Genomic DNA, 13,860 nt, shown 5'->3' on the forward strand with positions numbered 1-13,860 from the left:
TCCGGAACGTCTCCCACGTGCGGCCCAAGGCTGGAACCGACGTGAGGCGGCGTCCGCCGCATCAGACGACGACGAGCCTCCCAAGTACGGGAGATGCCGATGTCAGAGCGCGCGGAGGGCGGTTCGGTCTGAGTGCTCGCGCAGGTGGTTGAGCACCGTCGCGGTCGCGTCGTCAGCGGGCAGGAGAAGGATCAGTTGCTGGGCGTCCGAGGCAGGAAGCTCAAGGAGCTCCCGGTCCCATCGCAGTTGGTGCCCGCGGGGGTGAGTCATCCTCAGCGGGACTTGGGCAGGAGGAATGTGGCGGTGCAGTCGCCGCGTGAACTCGGCTCCGGCGATCGAAGCGAAGTCTGCCGTGAACCATTCGAACGCGTCGTTCGAGGGCCCGAGCCACAAGTTGAAGACCTGTTCGTCGGCGATCTGGTCCCAGTCCACGAAGGTGGTTCGGGCGTGAGGATGGGTGAAGACATACCTGGTGAGGTTCGGTTCCTCGGCGTCCAGGAGGCCGGTGTCGCGCATCACCGTGGCGAAGCTGTCGGTGTGCGCAAGCACGTCACCGAGCCTGTTCGTGACGAAGGCGACGCCCGGCTCCAGGAGGCTGAGTACCTGGCGCACGGCTGGCCGGACGGTGCGCTCGGGTGGCGTCGCCCTGACGTGCCCGGCGCACGCCTCACCGGAGATCTTGGCGAGGTAGCCCAGATGAGTGCGTTCGGCGGTGTCGAGGTCGAGCGCGTCGGCGAGGGCGTTGACGACTGAGGGCGACGGATTGCGGTCGCGGCCCTGTTCGATTCTGGTGAGGTACTCGACGCTCACCCCGGCCCGCGAGGCCAACTCCGAACGTCGTAACCCGGGAGCACGTCGTCGTTGGTGTGATGGAAGGCCGAGGGCCTCTGGTTGGATGCTGTCGCGCTTGGCCCGGATGAAGTCCCCTAGCGGCGTACCCATGCAGTCAGCCTAAGGTCCGGTGCGCCTGGCCGGCGGAGTTCAAGGTGACCCTGCGCGGGCCAGCCTGCACCCGGTCTGGTTGCTCGGCCGCGAGCGTCACATGGTCGACGGTATGAGCGATAACAGCAGACTCGTGATCATCGTCGGCAGCGTACGTGAGGGCCGGTTCGGGCCGGTCGTCGCGTCGTGGGTAGCGGAGCAGACTCAGGCACATGGCGGTTTCGACGTCGACCTCGTCGATCTCGCGGGGGTAGACATTCCACTGGCGCTGCCCGCCACTCCACCCAAGTTCGCGGGAGACGACTATCCACGTCCAGAAGGTATGAAGGACCTCACCAGAAAGCTGTCGGAGGCTGACGCCTTCATCATCGTCACTCCCGAGTACAACCACAGCTACCCGGCGTCGTTGAAGGCACTGATCGACTGGCACTTCACCCAGTGGACCGCCAAACCGGTGGCCTTCGTCAGCTACGGCGGTGCGGCCGGTGGCCGGCACGCGGTGCTTCACCTGGAGAACGTGCTCACCGAGCTGCACGCGGTGACCATCCGCGACGGACTTGCCTTCCCCAACTACTTCACCACCTGGCGGGATGGGGCCCCGCTCGACGCCGCGGCAGCCGTCTTCGCCAAGACGCTTCTCGAACAGCTTTCGTGGTGGGCGCAGGCATTGCGCGCCGCCCGCACCGCCGCCCCGTACCCAGGTGGGGCGTGAAGGCTGATGGACTACACCAGTCTCGGCTCCTCGAGCCTGCAGGTGAGCCGGATCGCGCCCGGCTGCATGGGACTCGCCCGGCCCACCGATAGGCACCCATGGGCCGGTGGATTGGAGCACCTGAGACCGACGCGAGGCGGCGACCGCGGCGTCCTAGACGACGACGAGCTTCTCTCCCCCGGGCTGCTGGTCGGCCATCGCGACGCTGTGGATCGCCGGGTCCTCGTACGTGTTCCAGTAGTAGGTCGTCGTCGCTGACGAGAAGAGGCCGGTGTAGATCGTCTTCTCGAACTCGCCCGACTCCATGGCCGCGCAGCCGTCGACCATCGCGACCTGCTGCAGAGTGTGGAACGCGCGGCTGACGTTCTCCTCCTCGCTCCCCTTGTCCGGGTAGTACGCGTTGACGTAGGCCGCGCGCACGAACCTGGACGGCGAGTAGTAGTCACCGGGGATCCCGCGCATGTGCGACCCCGAGCCGAACGGGGCAAGATGTGCCCGCCTGAGGGGCATCTCCTTGGGAAAGGCGGGCGAGACGTTGAGGTAGTTGCGCAGGTTTTCGTGGTGCCAGGCGAAGCCGGGCTGGTTCGTCAGGACGTCGACGTCGTCGTCGAAGACGTGCAGGCCGTCGCTCGTGCTCTCCACCACGATGGCGCGGGAGGCGTCACCGATGATCCAGTGCAGCATCGAGCTTGGATACTTCTCGTTGATCGGCTTGTCGACGATGACGACGTCACCGAGTGCCGCCTCCACCTCGTCGACGCTGGCGAACTGGGAAGCCACCCACAGAGGGAACTCGAACGCGGCGACGTTGGTCGCGCCCTCGGCTGGCTCGTCTGCATAGCTCGCATACCCCGGGAAGTTGAGGCCCGCAACTGCCAGGCCCGCATCGTTGCCGCAGTCGAAGTAGAGCGGGGTGTCCTCCTCCACGATCCCCATGCCGATGACGGCGTGCCGGATATTCGGCACCGCGCCGAACGGCGAATGGGTGGCGTACCCGGTGGGCGTCACAACCACCCGCTCCCCATAACCGCTCGTCCAGTCGAGATTGCGTGCGAGATAGAGATTGTTGCTGCCGTCCGAGAACCTGATGCCTGTGCACACGTCGATACCCCTTGCTGTGGGCGGGAGATCCGCTCTCCGATCATCGCCCGAGGCACCGTGATCGGCACCTCGATCACGCGCTGGACGAGGCGCCGACGTGGTCCACGCGGTCGAGCCAATCGTTCATGAGACTCCCGAACAGCTCCGGTCGCTCGATCTGCGCGTTGTGTCCGGCCGTGTCCAGCACCGCGAATGTGGCGCGGGGGTAGTGCTCCAGCAGAGCCCACGAATCGACGTACCCCGTGGACGAGTCCTGACGCCCCGTGACGATGAGCGTCGGGCCCTCGTACGCTGGTCCGCCCTCGGGGTCGTCCTTGAGCACCCAACGCCGGCGGATCCTTGCCAACGCCTCCGCGTCGGCCAGCTCCACACCGACCACGACCTCGCGCTCCGTGCGCTCGAAGGTGTCAGCGGTCTGCACCACGGCGATCTCGGCGAACTCGGAGCCGGGCTCCACCTCGATCTCCTTCACCAGGACCTGGTGCCGCGGCACGGTGCGATCTGCCTGCTCGACCGCCCGCCCGACCGGGCAGATCAGCGCGAGCCCGCGGACCTGTCCCGCTCGACGCGCCGTCAGCGCGCGGGCGAGATAGCCGCCGTACGACTCCCCCACCAGGAGGAACGGGCTGTCACCGAGCTGCTCATCGACGTACGCCTCGACGCAGCTCAGAACGTCGTCGGAGCTCGCGACCCCCGCGCCCGACGACCGGCCCATCCCAGGAAGGTCCGGGTAGAGCCGTCGGTAAGGCCGCGGGCGGGCGGCGAATACCGGCTCGCAGCACCCCGTCATGAGGCGATGGTCGGGCGTCCAGCCGTGGATCGCGAGAACGGGTGTCCCGTCAGCCGGACCGTGCTCGGTGTGGTGCAGTGCGGGAAGGTCATCGGGCCTCATGCCGCTTGTCTACCAGTCCCCCGGCCACCGTCATCCAAGGGGCAAGGCCGTCATCTGGCGCCACGATCCGGGGACGGGAGATCCGCACCAGAGGGATGCCGAGGTGACTGGCGCCTCGACCGGAAGGCGCGGCACGATGTGGCGCTCCGCCTCGACCAGCTGCGGTTCGTCGGCGCAGTCCCCCACGGTGAGGTGCGGGACGACGTCGAGGTCCCGCGGTGGCACGAACGGATAGAGAACGGTCACGATGACCGCACTCTCGACGGGCGTCATGCCAGCGACCGTAGAGGTGGACAACCTCACCAGTCGAGCAGGTTCTGCGCGTCGTGCCGGTAAAGCACGGCGTGGTCGCTCAGCTCGGGCTTGCCGAGCCGCCGTGCCGCTTGATCGCTGAAGGCGGCCAGCGCGAGGAGGCGCCGGCGCACCATGAGGGTGAGCTCGGACAGAGGCCACTCGTCTCCGTAGGCGCGCATCAGGCGCTGCGCGCGCTGTCGCCGTTCCGCAGGAGCGAAGCCGTCTCCCCAGTCGTCGGTGGTGAGAGGAAGGATGCGGTACGCGAGATAGGCGAGATCCCAGAGACGCGGTCCGGGAGAGGCCATGTCCCAGTCGATGACGCCGACGACCACGCCGGCACGGAAGACCAGGTTGTACGGGGCGAAGTCGTTGTGGCAGATCACGTCGGCCGGCTCGCGGGTGGGCGACCGCCACGGTCCCTCGACGCTCAGTCCGACGGTCGCGTCGTGAACCCGTCGTAACGTCTGAGCAGCCGACTCGAGCGCCGCGTCGCCCCAGACCCACGCAGGCGTGGGAGAGGCAGGCACCTCCCCCTCGATGAAGCGGAGGACCTCGCGGCCGTCGTCGGTGACGCCGAGAGGAGCAGGCACTCCCCCGATGCCGGCGTCGTTCAGCTGGCGCAACAGGCGGTGCACGGCGGGAGTCCACTCGCCCGACTCGCGCATCACACGGTCACCGTGGCGCACCACCGTGCCCATGTTGCCGCCGGCGAGGCGGTGCGAGGGACCGTCGGTCACTACTGCCCGACGCGGCCGTCGATGCACTCGCGCAACAGGTCTGCGTGGCCACAGTGCCGCGCGTACTCCTCGATCCGCTGGGCCATCAGACCCCTCACGGTGGTCCCGTCAGGGACGAACCGCGCGCCGTGATCGGGGAACTGCGCGAGGAGCGCGTCGGTCGCCACCTGCTCTCGCGCGAGGTCGGCGTAGGCGGACTCGACGACCTCCGCGCTGGCGACTGCGTCGTCGAACGCCGCATCATCGTCGCCGTACAGCGTGGCGACCGGCTGCTCCGGCGTGATCCACGAGCGCCAGCTGCGCTCGACCTCGACGAGGTGACGGAGCAGTCCGAGCAGCGACATCGTGGAGGGCGGCACCGAGCGGCGGGCCAGCTGTTCGGTGTCGAGACCCTCGCACTTCATCAGCAGGGTCATGCGTAGCTCGTTGAGGGAGCCCTGCAACGTCGCTGCTTCGCCATCCGGGCTGGGCAGGTCGATGTCGCGCGGATCGCGGTGGGGATCCGCCCACATGTCGTCGTTGACGGTCGCTTCGGTCCACCGCTGGGGTTGATCTGCCATCCGACGAATGTAGTCCCCCAGATGCCGTACGTCTTAGTGCCAGTCGCTGATCTGTACGTCGCCCGGCGCTGGCGCCCCCTCCCCTGTCTCGACGAGCGACTTCAGGCTCAACAGGTACGACGCCCACTTCGTGCTGCAGTGGTGCATGAACTCGACGGGCTCCTTCCACCCCTCGTGCGAGAACAGCACGATCGTGTAGTCGCCGTCCTGGCGGAGGTCCCACGTGACCGTCGTCCCGATCCACTCGTCGGGACCGTCGGAGACCCGCCACCTGACCCGCTCGGGCGGTTCCACCTCGAGCACCTCCATGTCGAACCCTCCGATCGGCGGGAACCGGAACTCCACGACGCCCCCGGTGACGTCGGCGCTCCCCCGCGTGTCTTCGGTCCACCAGCCGGCGAGGCCCTCGGGCGTCGTCAGCGCGTCGTACACGGCTGCGGGGCTGGCGTCCTTGACGCCGACCCTGTGCAGGATGTCCACCATCGCCGTTCTCCTTGCTCTGATCCGTGCTGGTCTGATTCGCGCCTCAGCGCTGTTGCGTGCGCTCGATCGCCTCAGCGATCCGCTTGATCCGTTGCAGACGGCCGTCCCAGGCGGTGCCGACGGCGTTGAGCTGTGCCACTGCCCGCTCGAGCTGCTCTTGGTCGACCCGGAAGTGCCGCTCGCGGCCGACCGTGGTTCCTCGGACGAGGCCGACGCGGTCGAGCACCCCGAGGTGCTTGGCGACGGCCTGCCGCGTCACCGGGAGGCTCTCGCTGAGCGAGGTCGCCGTCGCAGCGCCGCTCGTGAGGAGCAGGTCGAGCATCCGCCGCCGGGTGGGGTCACCGATGGCGGACCAGAGGTCGTCGTCGACCTGGTCGTCCACCGCGACGCTCATCGCCGCGCCGTCAGCCTGGCGACGTACGGCGCGATCCGCGGGAGGTAGAAGTCCCAGCCGGTGACGTGCTCCCGGTACTGGTTCTCGAGCACGGCGGCCTCCCAGCCCCGCTCGCGGAAACCGGTCTCGGTCATCCGGAGGAGGGTGCCGCCGTCCTTCGGTGTGAGATCGAAGGTCACCAGCAAGGAGTTGTCCTCCCCCGCCGTCGCGCCTGCGGGGTGCGTCCAACGGAACGTGAACTGTCGCGGAGGCCGCACGTCGACGACGGTGAACGCCACGACAACACCGTCGGCTGCTGGGTCGCCGAAGGTGATCTCCCCTGCCGACCCCGGGCTCGGCTCGTACTGCGCCTCGTCCGGCCACCAATGCTTCAGGTGCTCAGGACTGCTCACGACCTCGAAGACCGTCTCCGGCGGCGCGTCGACGTAGATCTCGCGTTCGATCGATCCGAACTCCATGACATCCTCCTGCAACCTTTGGTTGCAGGACACGCTAGCGGGTGAACAGCAATCACGCAACCATCAGTTGCGCTTCCCGAGGATGCCGGTGTGGCCGGCCTCGCGTACACGAGCAACCCGTGGCAGTCTCATGCCGCATGATCGACGAATTAGCCAAGGCCAACCTGCACGGGAGGCTGCGGCGGGACCGCACGGCGCTGCTCTGGAAACTCGATGGCTTGTCTGAATATGACGCCCGCCGACCTTTGACAGAGACCGGGACCAACCTCCTCGGCCTGGTCAAGCACGTCGCCACGGTCGAGGCCAGGTATTTCGGTGAGATCTTCGACCGGCCTTCGCCGGAACCGCTGGGCCGGTGGCAGGACTCCGACCGCAGCGACCACTGGGCGGCCGAGAACGAGACGCGCGATCACATCGCCGGGGTCTACCGACGCGCGTGGAAACACTCGGACGCGACGATCAACGAGCTCGCCCTCGATACGCCCGGCCACGTGCCCTGGTGGCCGGAGGCTTCTGCGAACACGAACCTGTTCGGCATCATGGTCCATGTCCTTGGCGAGACCATCCGGCATGCCGGGCATGCCGACATCTTGCGCGAGGCGGTCGACGGCCGGACCGGGCTGCGCCCCGAGAACGAGCAGCCGATCGACGAGGAAGCCCGCCGAGCCCACTTCGCGATGCTCGAGCAGGTCGCCAGATCAGCCGCGCCAATCGAGGCCTAGGTGGACAGCCAGGCCGGCTGACATCAGCTCCCCTACCGGCGTCGTCGTCCAGCTCTGGCGCTGAGGTTCAAGCACGCATATCTCGTTATTGACCGGTCAAATGGGCGGTGATTCAATTCGGCAACCGGCGCAACCTCGTCGATGCCGATGGTCGACCGACTTTCGAAGAATCGCTGATTGGGGTGCCCGTGTCAGAGGTGGTCGACGAGCTCGCTCGTGCGAGCAACGAGCGAGCGGCAAGTCTCGGCTCCCAAGCTGAGGTCGAGTCGTCGTGCGAACAGTAGCCCGTTGGCTGCTGTTCAGCCTCATCTTGGCGATTGGCGGGGCTGCCGCGGGGTGTGGGGAGACTTTTCGAGACGAGGAGGGCGGGCTGACGCGGCAAGAGTTCGCGGCGTGCTCGGACCAGGTGTTCGTCGGCCATGTCACGGATGTCGTCGCTCGGGGTGAGTCGGGTGATGTGGATGTCTCGCTCGAGGTCGAAACCTGGTTGAAGCCGGCTACCGGGCCAACGACGGTTTCGCTGCGCGCCGTCTACGACCCAGACCCCCCTATTGCCTGGCGGGTAGGGCCAGAGCGGCGATTGGTTTTCGTTGCACTCGACGAACCGGGGCGTTCGCAGATGGGCAATGACGGTGTCGCTCAGTTCGTTGGTGGAAACCTCGACGAGCTCGTCGAGGTGACCAAGGTCGACGTGCGTAACACCATGCGGAACGAGACCACCTGCCCCCCAGTCACGCCGTGACGGCGAGCCACGCGGTCTCCGCCGTAGGAGACACGCCCTAGGCAGACGGTGTGCGTGAAGAGGCGACGGGTCCCGCCCACCCGTACACGCGTGAGAACCGCACGGTCACGAGCAACCGTCTCTCGGCGACCATCGCCGCACGGAACTCGGCCCAGTCCGGATGTTCACCCCGTACGGCGCGGTAGTGATCGACGAGACCCTCGACCGCCGCGTCGTCGGGCGCCGCCGCGACCTGGCCCAGCTCGGCCAGCCCTTCACCGACGGCGTACGCGGCCAGCCCTTCGGTGGTCACGTAGTAGCTTGCGCGCGGGTCACGTCGCAGGTTGCGCACCTTCGCTCGGTCGGCCCTCGTCGAGATCACGACGGCATCGGTCTCCGGGTCGTACACGTGGCCGACGTTGGAGAGCTGAGGGCGCCCGTCGCGCTTGAGCGTCACCAGGACTCCGCGCCAGGATCCGGTGAAGATGTCTCGGAGCTCCGTCACACGGCGATCCTTCCACACACCCACTGGCGGACCGAGCGAAAACTCGCTGCCGTGCCAGCCTCGGGCCCGCACCGATGACTTTGCCGCCTTCGCCATGTCCTCCCTGCCCGACCACCATGCCTGAGGAGGCTCCATGCGAGACCTGTACGCGTTCCTGCTGACGTCCGTCGACGGATACCACGCCGACGCCGACGGCGGCACGGACTGGTTCAACGTCGACGACGAGTTCGAGGAGTACTCACGCGCCCAGGGCGAGCACATCGACGCGATCCTGATGGGACGCGTCACCTTCGAGATGATGGCAAGCTTCTGGCCCACGCCCGAGGCGTACGAGCAGGACCCGGTGGTGGCCGGATTCATGAACGACCTGCCCAAGGTCGTGGCCTCGCGCACCATGACCGAGCACCCGTGGGGGCCGACGACCTTCGTCGCCGACGACGTCGCCGAGCACGTGCGTGCGCTCAAGGAGGCGCCGGGCAAGGACATCGCGATCTTCGGCAGCTCCAGCCTCGTCGCCGAGCTGCTGCCGACCGGGGTCATCGACGAGCTCCGGATCATCGTCGATCCTGTCGCGCTCGGTCGAGGGATCCCGGCGCTGGCGGGCCTCGCCAAGCCCGTCCCGCTGAGACGCACGGGTCTGCAGGCCTTCGCCAACGGGCACGTCGTCCTGACCTACGTGCCCGTGCGGTCCTGAGTCAGACCGAGATGCTGACCGGGAACGTCGCGATCCAGGCGATCGCGCCGACCAGGGCACGACGCCGACTACCCTGAAAGTCGGAGGTGATCACGTGAACGACCGTGACCGCGCCCGGCGGCGCAACGCCCACAGCGACGATGACGCGGAGGCGTTCGCCGTCCAGAAGGCGTCCTTCGTCGACCAGCAGATCCGGGCTGCGATGGCACGCGGTGCGTTCGACGACCTGCCCCTCCACGGCAAGCCGATCCCCGGTCTCGGGGACACCCACGATCCGGACTGGTGGGTGAAGCGGCTGATCGACCGCGAGGACATCTCGGGTGCGCTGCCCGAGGCTCTCCAGCTGCGCAAGGACGACAGGGCTCTCGACGTCGTCCTGGACCGGTTGGGGTCCGAGAAGGCCGTGCGCGACGCCGTCGAGGCCTTCAACAGCCGGATCGTCGAGGCTCGGCGGCAGCTCCGCGGCGGACCGCCGGTGATCACCCCGACCCGCGACGTCGACACCGAGACGCGGCGTTGGAGGGAGCGGAGGCGCGCACGGAGGAGTGCGTGAAAGAGGCCGCGGCACGCGTCGCTAGGCTGGGCGCGTGAGTGACATCGGAGGGATCGCAGGCTTCGCAGCCGACCTGATGGAGTGGTTGGGTGCACCTGGGGCCGGCCTTGCCGTCGCCCTGGAGAACATCTTCCCGCCGATCCCGAGCGAGGTGATCCTGCCGCTCGCGGGATTCACCGCCAGCGTCGGCGACATGAACCTCGCCGCCGCCCTGATCTGCACCACTCTCGGCTCGATCGTGGGCGCGCTCGCGCTCTACGGGATCGGCCAGGCGTTCGGACGTGACCGGCTGTACGCGGTGGTGGCCCGCATCCCTCTGGTGAAGGTCACCGACGTCGAGAAGACAGAGGCGTGGTTCGCCAAGCACGGAACGAAGGCCGTCTTCTTCGGCCGCTTCATCCCGATCTTCCGCAGCCTCATCTCCATCCCGGCCGGACTCGAGCGGATGCCGCTCCGGATCTTCCTGACGCTGACCGCGCTCGGCAGCGCGATCTGGAACACGCTCTTCATCATGCTCGGCTACGGGCTGGGCTCACGCTGGGAGACCGTCAGCGACGTGGTCGGGACCTACTCGAAGGTCGTCCTCGTCGCGGCAGTGCTCGTGGTCGTCGTCTTCGTGGTTGTCCGCGTCGTCCAGCTGCGGCGTCGCCAGCGGGCAGGCCTGTCCGAGGAGCCCTGAGCCCGCGGCGCGCCAGCGCGTCGAGTCAGCGCGTCGAGGTGATGTGCTCGATGAGTGCGGTGGTCGAGACCGAGGGTGTGCGCGGGAAGTAGACGACCTCGCAGAGGTTGGCGAACTCGTCGAAGCGGCCCTTCCAGTCGTCGCCCATCGCAAGGACGTCGGCATCGAACTGGCGGATGTAGTCGCCCTTGAGCTCGAGGCTCTCCTCGACGAACACCTCGTCGACGCAACGCAGCGAAGCGACGATCTCGAGCCGCTCGTCTTGGGAGAAGACGGGCGCTCGGCCCTTTTTGCGGACGTTGAGCGCATCGGCGGAGACACCGACCACCAGTCGGTCGCCGAGCTCGGCGGCTCGCTCGAGGATGCGGACGTGCCCGACATGGAACACGTCGAACGTGCCGAAGGTGATGACAGTGCGCTCGTTCACGCGACGAGGCTACCGCCTGGTCATGACGCGCGACGTGGCGGTCCAGAGACTCCGGGCAGTGCTCATCGGTTGCGGGAGCGCGTACGGAGCAACCACCAGAGTCCGACGACGGGCAGGACGAGCGGTACGTAGCCGTAACCGGCGCCGAACTCCGACCACACGGTCGCGTCCGGGAACAGCTCCGGGTCGAGGACCGTCAGCGTGCCGACGACGAGCACGCCGACCAGCTCGACACCGATCGCCACGGCCGCGACCTTGGTCGACGTCTCACCGCTGCGGGCGAGAGCAACCGTCGCGACCACGTACACGACCGCCGCGAAGGCCGACAGAAGGTAGGCCAGCGGCGCCTCGTCGAACTGCAGGGCGAGCTGGACACCGGATCGCGCCGTCGCCGAGATGGCGAACACCGCATACACGGCGACCAGGACACGCCCGAAGCCCGAGGCCGTACGCGCGCGCGTCGGTTCGTCGGCGGGAGACGGGACAGGCTCGCTGTGCTCAGGCATGGCCGTTCCAGATCTGGACGAGACGAGCGACGAGGACGGCGACCGTGAGCATCCCGACGACGACCACGCCAGTGCCCCAGCGGGTCTTCTCGGCGACGCCCCAGATCACGGCCGCCGGCGGGATGAGGACACACGTCAGCAGGTATCCGACGAACGTCACGCCCTCGACGTCACGCCCTGTGTTGGCGAGCGCGACGCACCCGGCGACCGTCTGGACGACGACCAGGACCTCGAGGGCAGCGGCGGCGTAGAAGAGCGGGTTGTCCACCGGGCGGTCGCGGACCAGGAGGAACGCTGCGTATCCGGCCACGGCGACGGCTGCGAGCGCGACGAACCAGGCGAACCAGAGAGCCACGGGCGGGTCAGCTCTGGGACGGGCGGAAGGCGGCCTGCCCGGTGAGAGCCTGACCGACGATCAGCGTGTGCATCTCGGAGGTGCCCTCGTAGGTGAGGACCGACTCGAGGTTGTTCATGTGGCGGATGACCGGGTACTCCAGCGAGATGCCGTTGGCGCCCAGGATCGTGCGCGACGTGCGGCAGATCTCGAGTGCCTCGCGGACGTTGTTGAGCTTGCCGTAGCTGACCTGCTCCGGCCGCAGACCGACAGTGTCCTTGCGGCGACCGAGGTGCAGGGCGAGAAGGATGCCCTTGTTGAGCTCGAGCGACATGTCGGCGAGCTTGGCCTGCGTGAGCTGGAAGCCGGCGATCGGCGCCCCGAACTGGGTCCTGGTGCCGGCGTAGGAACGCGCGGCCTCGTACGACGAGCGCGCCGCGCCCATCGCGCCCCACACGATCCCGTACCGGGCTTCGCTCAGGCACGACAGCGGGCCGCGCATGCCGGTGACCTCGGGCAGGACCGCGTCGGCGGGGAGGCGGACGTCGTCGAGGACGAGCTCAGCGGTGACCGACGCCCGCAGCGACATCTTGTGCTTGATCGTGGTGCCGGTGAAGCCGGGTGTCTCGGTCGGGACGACGAACCCGCGCACGCCGCGTCCGCTGCCGGCCTCCTCCGTCTGGGCCCAGACGACGGCCACGTCGGCGATCGAGCCGTTCGTGATCCACATCTTGGTGCCGTTGAGGATCCAGTCGCCGCCGGCGTCCTGGCGGGCGACGGTGCGCATGCTCGCAGGGTCGGACCCGGCGTCGGGCTCCGTGAGCCCGAAGCAGCCCACAGCCTCACCCGAGGCCATCCGCGGGAGCCAGGTCTGCTTCTGGTCCTCGCTGCCGAACGCCCAGATCGCGTACATCGCGAGCGACCCCTGGACGGAGACCATCGAGCGGATGCCCGAGTCGGCGGACTCCAGCTCGAGGCAGGCGATCCCGTACGCCGTCGCACTCGTGCCGGCGCAGCCGTAGCCGTCAAGGTGCATCCCGAGGAGCCCGACCTTGCCGAAAGCGCGCATCAGGTCGCGCGCAGGCAGGTCACCGGTCTCGAACCACTCGGCGACGTACGGGTCGACCTCGCTGGCCAGCATGCTGCGTACTGTGTCGCGGATCGCGATCTCCTCCGGCTGGAGAAGATCGTCGATGCCGAGCGGGTCGTACGGGTCGAGCGTGGGCGGACGACGGTTGCTCATGGCCCCGATGCTAGTCCCGGGACCCACGCAGACGGACATAGGCTGGGGCGCATGACCGCTCCTACCGCACGCCGGCGCGTCGTCGAATGGGTCGACGGAGCCGCGCGCGCTCGCGAGGACCGGCTCATCACCGAGGAGCCGCTCGAGATCCGCGTCGCGACACCGGGTCTCCCCGATCGCCGCCTCGGGGTGACGATGCGGACCCCGGGCCACGACTTCGCGCTCGCCGCGGGTCTGGTCCTGGCCGAGGGCGTCGTCCGTGGGCGCGACGACATCGCCGGCATCGCGTACTGCACCGATGCCCGCCTCACCGAGGAGCAGCGGTTCAACGTGGTGACGGTGGCACTCAGCGGGGCGCCGGCACGTACCTGGCAGGAGCGCTCGCTGCGAGCGACGTCGGCGTGCGGGGTGTGCGGCACCGACTCGCTCGACGAGGTCGCGGACCTCGTCACGCGTCTGCCTGACCACCGCCGACCGCACCGGTGGGAGCCGACCGCGCTCGCGGCGCTCCCCGACCTGCTGCGGGCCCACCAGCGCCACTTCGACCGTACGGGCGGGGCTCACGCTGCGGGGCTGTTCCATCCCGACGGCACGGTGGTGGTGGTCCGCGAGGACGTCGGCCGTCACAACGCCGTCGACAAGGCAGTCGGGCACACGCTTCTCGAGGGCAATCTCCTCGACGGCACCTTTGACGGCCTGGCGCTGTGCACGAGCGGCCGGATCGGCTTCGAGATCGTCCAGAAGGCCGCGGTCGCCGGAGTGGCGGCGGTGGTCGGCGTCGGCGCCCCGACCACGCTCGCAGCACGGTTGTGCGACCAGACCGGGATGACGTTGGCCGGATTTGCTCGTGACGGACGTGTCGTCGTCTACGCGCAGGGAGACGAGACACCGGGGCAGGCCTAG

General features: G+C 68.3%; 22 protein-coding genes and 1 pseudogene. 8 read left to right on the forward strand and 15 right to left on the reverse strand.

Annotated elements, in window-relative coordinates:
* Window positions 1-102 precede the first annotated feature (102 nt).
* Entirely contained in the window at window positions 103-612 is a 510-nt protein-coding gene (locus tag KV100_RS20035) for a hypothetical protein (RefSeq protein ID WP_308289329.1), read from the reverse strand.
* Here KV100_RS20035 and KV100_RS20040 point away from each other — a divergent pair.
* Window positions 538-753, forward strand: coding sequence for a hypothetical protein (locus tag KV100_RS20040; RefSeq protein WP_308289330.1), 216 nt, complete (start codon window positions 538-540; stop codon window positions 751-753). The genes KV100_RS20035 and KV100_RS20040 overlap by 75 nt on opposite strands.
* Here KV100_RS20040 and KV100_RS20045 read toward each other — a convergent pair.
* Window positions 754-942: pseudogene (locus tag KV100_RS20045) on the reverse strand (helix-turn-helix domain-containing protein); the annotation flags it as partial.
* Between the two features lie 19 nt (window positions 943-961).
* Here KV100_RS20045 and KV100_RS04770 point away from each other — a divergent pair.
* Window positions 962-1,654, forward strand: a complete 693-nt coding sequence (locus KV100_RS04770; RefSeq protein ID WP_308291335.1) for an NAD(P)H-dependent oxidoreductase — start codon at window positions 962-964, stop codon at window positions 1,652-1,654.
* A gap of 153 nt (window positions 1,655-1,807) precedes the next feature.
* Here KV100_RS04770 and bsh read toward each other — a convergent pair whose 3' ends face one another.
* From bsh to KV100_RS04810, 8 genes are all read right to left on the reverse strand, one after another.
* A complete protein-coding gene (gene bsh, locus KV100_RS04775; RefSeq protein WP_220341737.1) occupies window positions 1,808-2,755 on the reverse strand; it encodes a choloylglycine hydrolase in 948 nt (315 codons plus the stop codon).
* A 73-nt stretch (window positions 2,756-2,828) separates the two neighbouring features.
* Window positions 2,829-3,647, reverse strand: coding sequence for an alpha/beta fold hydrolase (locus KV100_RS04780; protein ID WP_220341738.1), 819 nt, complete (start codon window positions 3,645-3,647; stop codon window positions 2,829-2,831).
* A gap of 30 nt (window positions 3,648-3,677) precedes the next feature.
* The gene (locus KV100_RS04785) at window positions 3,678-3,920 is read right to left on the reverse strand and encodes a hypothetical protein (RefSeq protein ID WP_220341739.1); all 243 of its coding nucleotides are present in this window, start codon (window positions 3,918-3,920) and stop codon (window positions 3,678-3,680) included.
* 26 nt (window positions 3,921-3,946) lie between these two features.
* Window positions 3,947-4,678 carry a phosphotransferase gene (locus KV100_RS04790; RefSeq protein ID WP_220341740.1) on the reverse strand — a complete coding sequence of 244 codons (732 nt, stop codon included), beginning with the start codon at window positions 4,676-4,678 and terminating at the stop codon, window positions 3,947-3,949.
* A complete protein-coding gene (locus tag KV100_RS04795) occupies window positions 4,678-5,238 on the reverse strand; it encodes a DUF664 domain-containing protein (RefSeq protein ID WP_220341741.1) in 561 nt (186 codons plus the stop codon). Before KV100_RS04795 ends, KV100_RS04790 begins: the two co-directional genes overlap by 1 nt.
* A gap of 33 nt (window positions 5,239-5,271) precedes the next feature.
* Window positions 5,272-5,721, reverse strand: a complete 450-nt coding sequence (locus tag KV100_RS04800) for an SRPBCC domain-containing protein (RefSeq protein ID WP_220341742.1) — start codon at window positions 5,719-5,721, stop codon at window positions 5,272-5,274.
* Between the two features lie 43 nt (window positions 5,722-5,764).
* On the reverse strand, window positions 5,765-6,115 hold the full coding sequence (locus KV100_RS04805) for a metalloregulator ArsR/SmtB family transcription factor (protein WP_220341743.1): 351 nt from the start codon (window positions 6,113-6,115) through the stop codon (window positions 5,765-5,767).
* Window positions 6,112-6,573, reverse strand: a complete 462-nt coding sequence (locus KV100_RS04810; protein WP_220341744.1) for an SRPBCC domain-containing protein — start codon at window positions 6,571-6,573, stop codon at window positions 6,112-6,114. The genes KV100_RS04805 and KV100_RS04810 overlap by 4 nt, the downstream gene beginning before the upstream one ends.
* Before the next feature lie 137 nt (window positions 6,574-6,710).
* Between KV100_RS04810 and KV100_RS04815 the strand changes: the two genes are divergently transcribed.
* Together KV100_RS04815 and KV100_RS04820 are read left to right on the forward strand one after the other, a co-directional pair.
* Window positions 6,711-7,295, forward strand: coding sequence for a DinB family protein (locus KV100_RS04815; protein WP_220341745.1), 585 nt, complete (start codon window positions 6,711-6,713; stop codon window positions 7,293-7,295).
* Window positions 7,296-7,566: 271 nt separating this feature from the next.
* Window positions 7,567-8,037 carry a hypothetical protein gene (locus KV100_RS04820; protein ID WP_220341746.1) on the forward strand — a complete coding sequence of 157 codons (471 nt, stop codon included), beginning with the start codon at window positions 7,567-7,569 and terminating at the stop codon, window positions 8,035-8,037.
* Between the two features lie 37 nt (window positions 8,038-8,074).
* Here KV100_RS04820 and KV100_RS04825 read toward each other — a convergent pair whose 3' ends face one another.
* The gene (locus tag KV100_RS04825; RefSeq protein WP_220345138.1) at window positions 8,075-8,521 is read right to left on the reverse strand and encodes a PPOX class F420-dependent oxidoreductase; all 447 of its coding nucleotides are present in this window, start codon (window positions 8,519-8,521) and stop codon (window positions 8,075-8,077) included.
* A gap of 133 nt (window positions 8,522-8,654) precedes the next feature.
* On the opposite strand from KV100_RS04825, the gene KV100_RS04830 reads away from it, so the two are divergent.
* The 3 genes from KV100_RS04830 to KV100_RS04840 all read left to right on the forward strand — a co-directional run bounded on the left by KV100_RS04830 (window position 8,655) and on the right by KV100_RS04840 (window position 10,447).
* Window positions 8,655-9,215: a dihydrofolate reductase family protein gene (locus tag KV100_RS04830; protein ID WP_220341747.1), complete on the forward strand. Its 561-nt coding sequence runs from the start codon at window positions 8,655-8,657 to the stop codon at window positions 9,213-9,215.
* A gap of 94 nt (window positions 9,216-9,309) precedes the next feature.
* Entirely contained in the window at window positions 9,310-9,768 is a 459-nt protein-coding gene (locus KV100_RS04835) for a DUF1992 domain-containing protein (RefSeq protein ID WP_308291338.1), read from the forward strand.
* Window positions 9,769-9,802: 34 nt separating this feature from the next.
* The gene (locus KV100_RS04840) at window positions 9,803-10,447 is read left to right on the forward strand and encodes a DedA family protein (RefSeq protein ID WP_308289321.1); all 645 of its coding nucleotides are present in this window, start codon (window positions 9,803-9,805) and stop codon (window positions 10,445-10,447) included.
* 25 nt (window positions 10,448-10,472) lie between these two features.
* Here the strand turns inward: KV100_RS04840 and KV100_RS04845 are convergent, their stop codons facing one another.
* The 4 genes from KV100_RS04845 to KV100_RS04860 all read right to left on the reverse strand — a co-directional run bounded on the left by KV100_RS04845 (window position 10,473) and on the right by KV100_RS04860 (window position 12,957).
* Window positions 10,473-10,874 (reverse strand): adenylyltransferase/cytidyltransferase family protein, encoded by a 402-nt coding sequence (locus KV100_RS04845; RefSeq protein ID WP_220341748.1) that lies wholly within the window; start codon window positions 10,872-10,874, stop codon window positions 10,473-10,475.
* Between the two features lie 62 nt (window positions 10,875-10,936).
* Window positions 10,937-11,380 carry a hypothetical protein gene (locus tag KV100_RS04850; RefSeq protein WP_255559071.1) on the reverse strand — a complete coding sequence of 148 codons (444 nt, stop codon included), beginning with the start codon at window positions 11,378-11,380 and terminating at the stop codon, window positions 10,937-10,939.
* Complete coding sequence (locus KV100_RS04855; RefSeq protein WP_220341749.1) at window positions 11,373-11,735, reverse strand: hypothetical protein; 363 nt, start codon at window positions 11,733-11,735, stop codon at window positions 11,373-11,375. The genes KV100_RS04850 and KV100_RS04855 overlap by 8 nt, the downstream gene beginning before the upstream one ends.
* A gap of 7 nt (window positions 11,736-11,742) precedes the next feature.
* Complete coding sequence (locus tag KV100_RS04860) at window positions 11,743-12,957, reverse strand: acyl-CoA dehydrogenase family protein (RefSeq protein WP_220341750.1); 1,215 nt, start codon at window positions 12,955-12,957, stop codon at window positions 11,743-11,745.
* Window positions 12,958-13,008: 51 nt separating this feature from the next.
* Between KV100_RS04860 and KV100_RS04865 the strand changes: the two genes are divergently transcribed.
* Window positions 13,009-13,860, forward strand: coding sequence for a formate dehydrogenase accessory sulfurtransferase FdhD (locus tag KV100_RS04865; protein ID WP_220341751.1), 852 nt, complete (start codon window positions 13,009-13,011; stop codon window positions 13,858-13,860).

Origin of the sequence: Mumia sp. zg.B21 (genome assembly GCF_019550855.1) — a bacterium.
In the GTDB taxonomy this organism is placed as follows: domain Bacteria; phylum Actinomycetota; class Actinomycetes; order Propionibacteriales; family Nocardioidaceae; genus Mumia.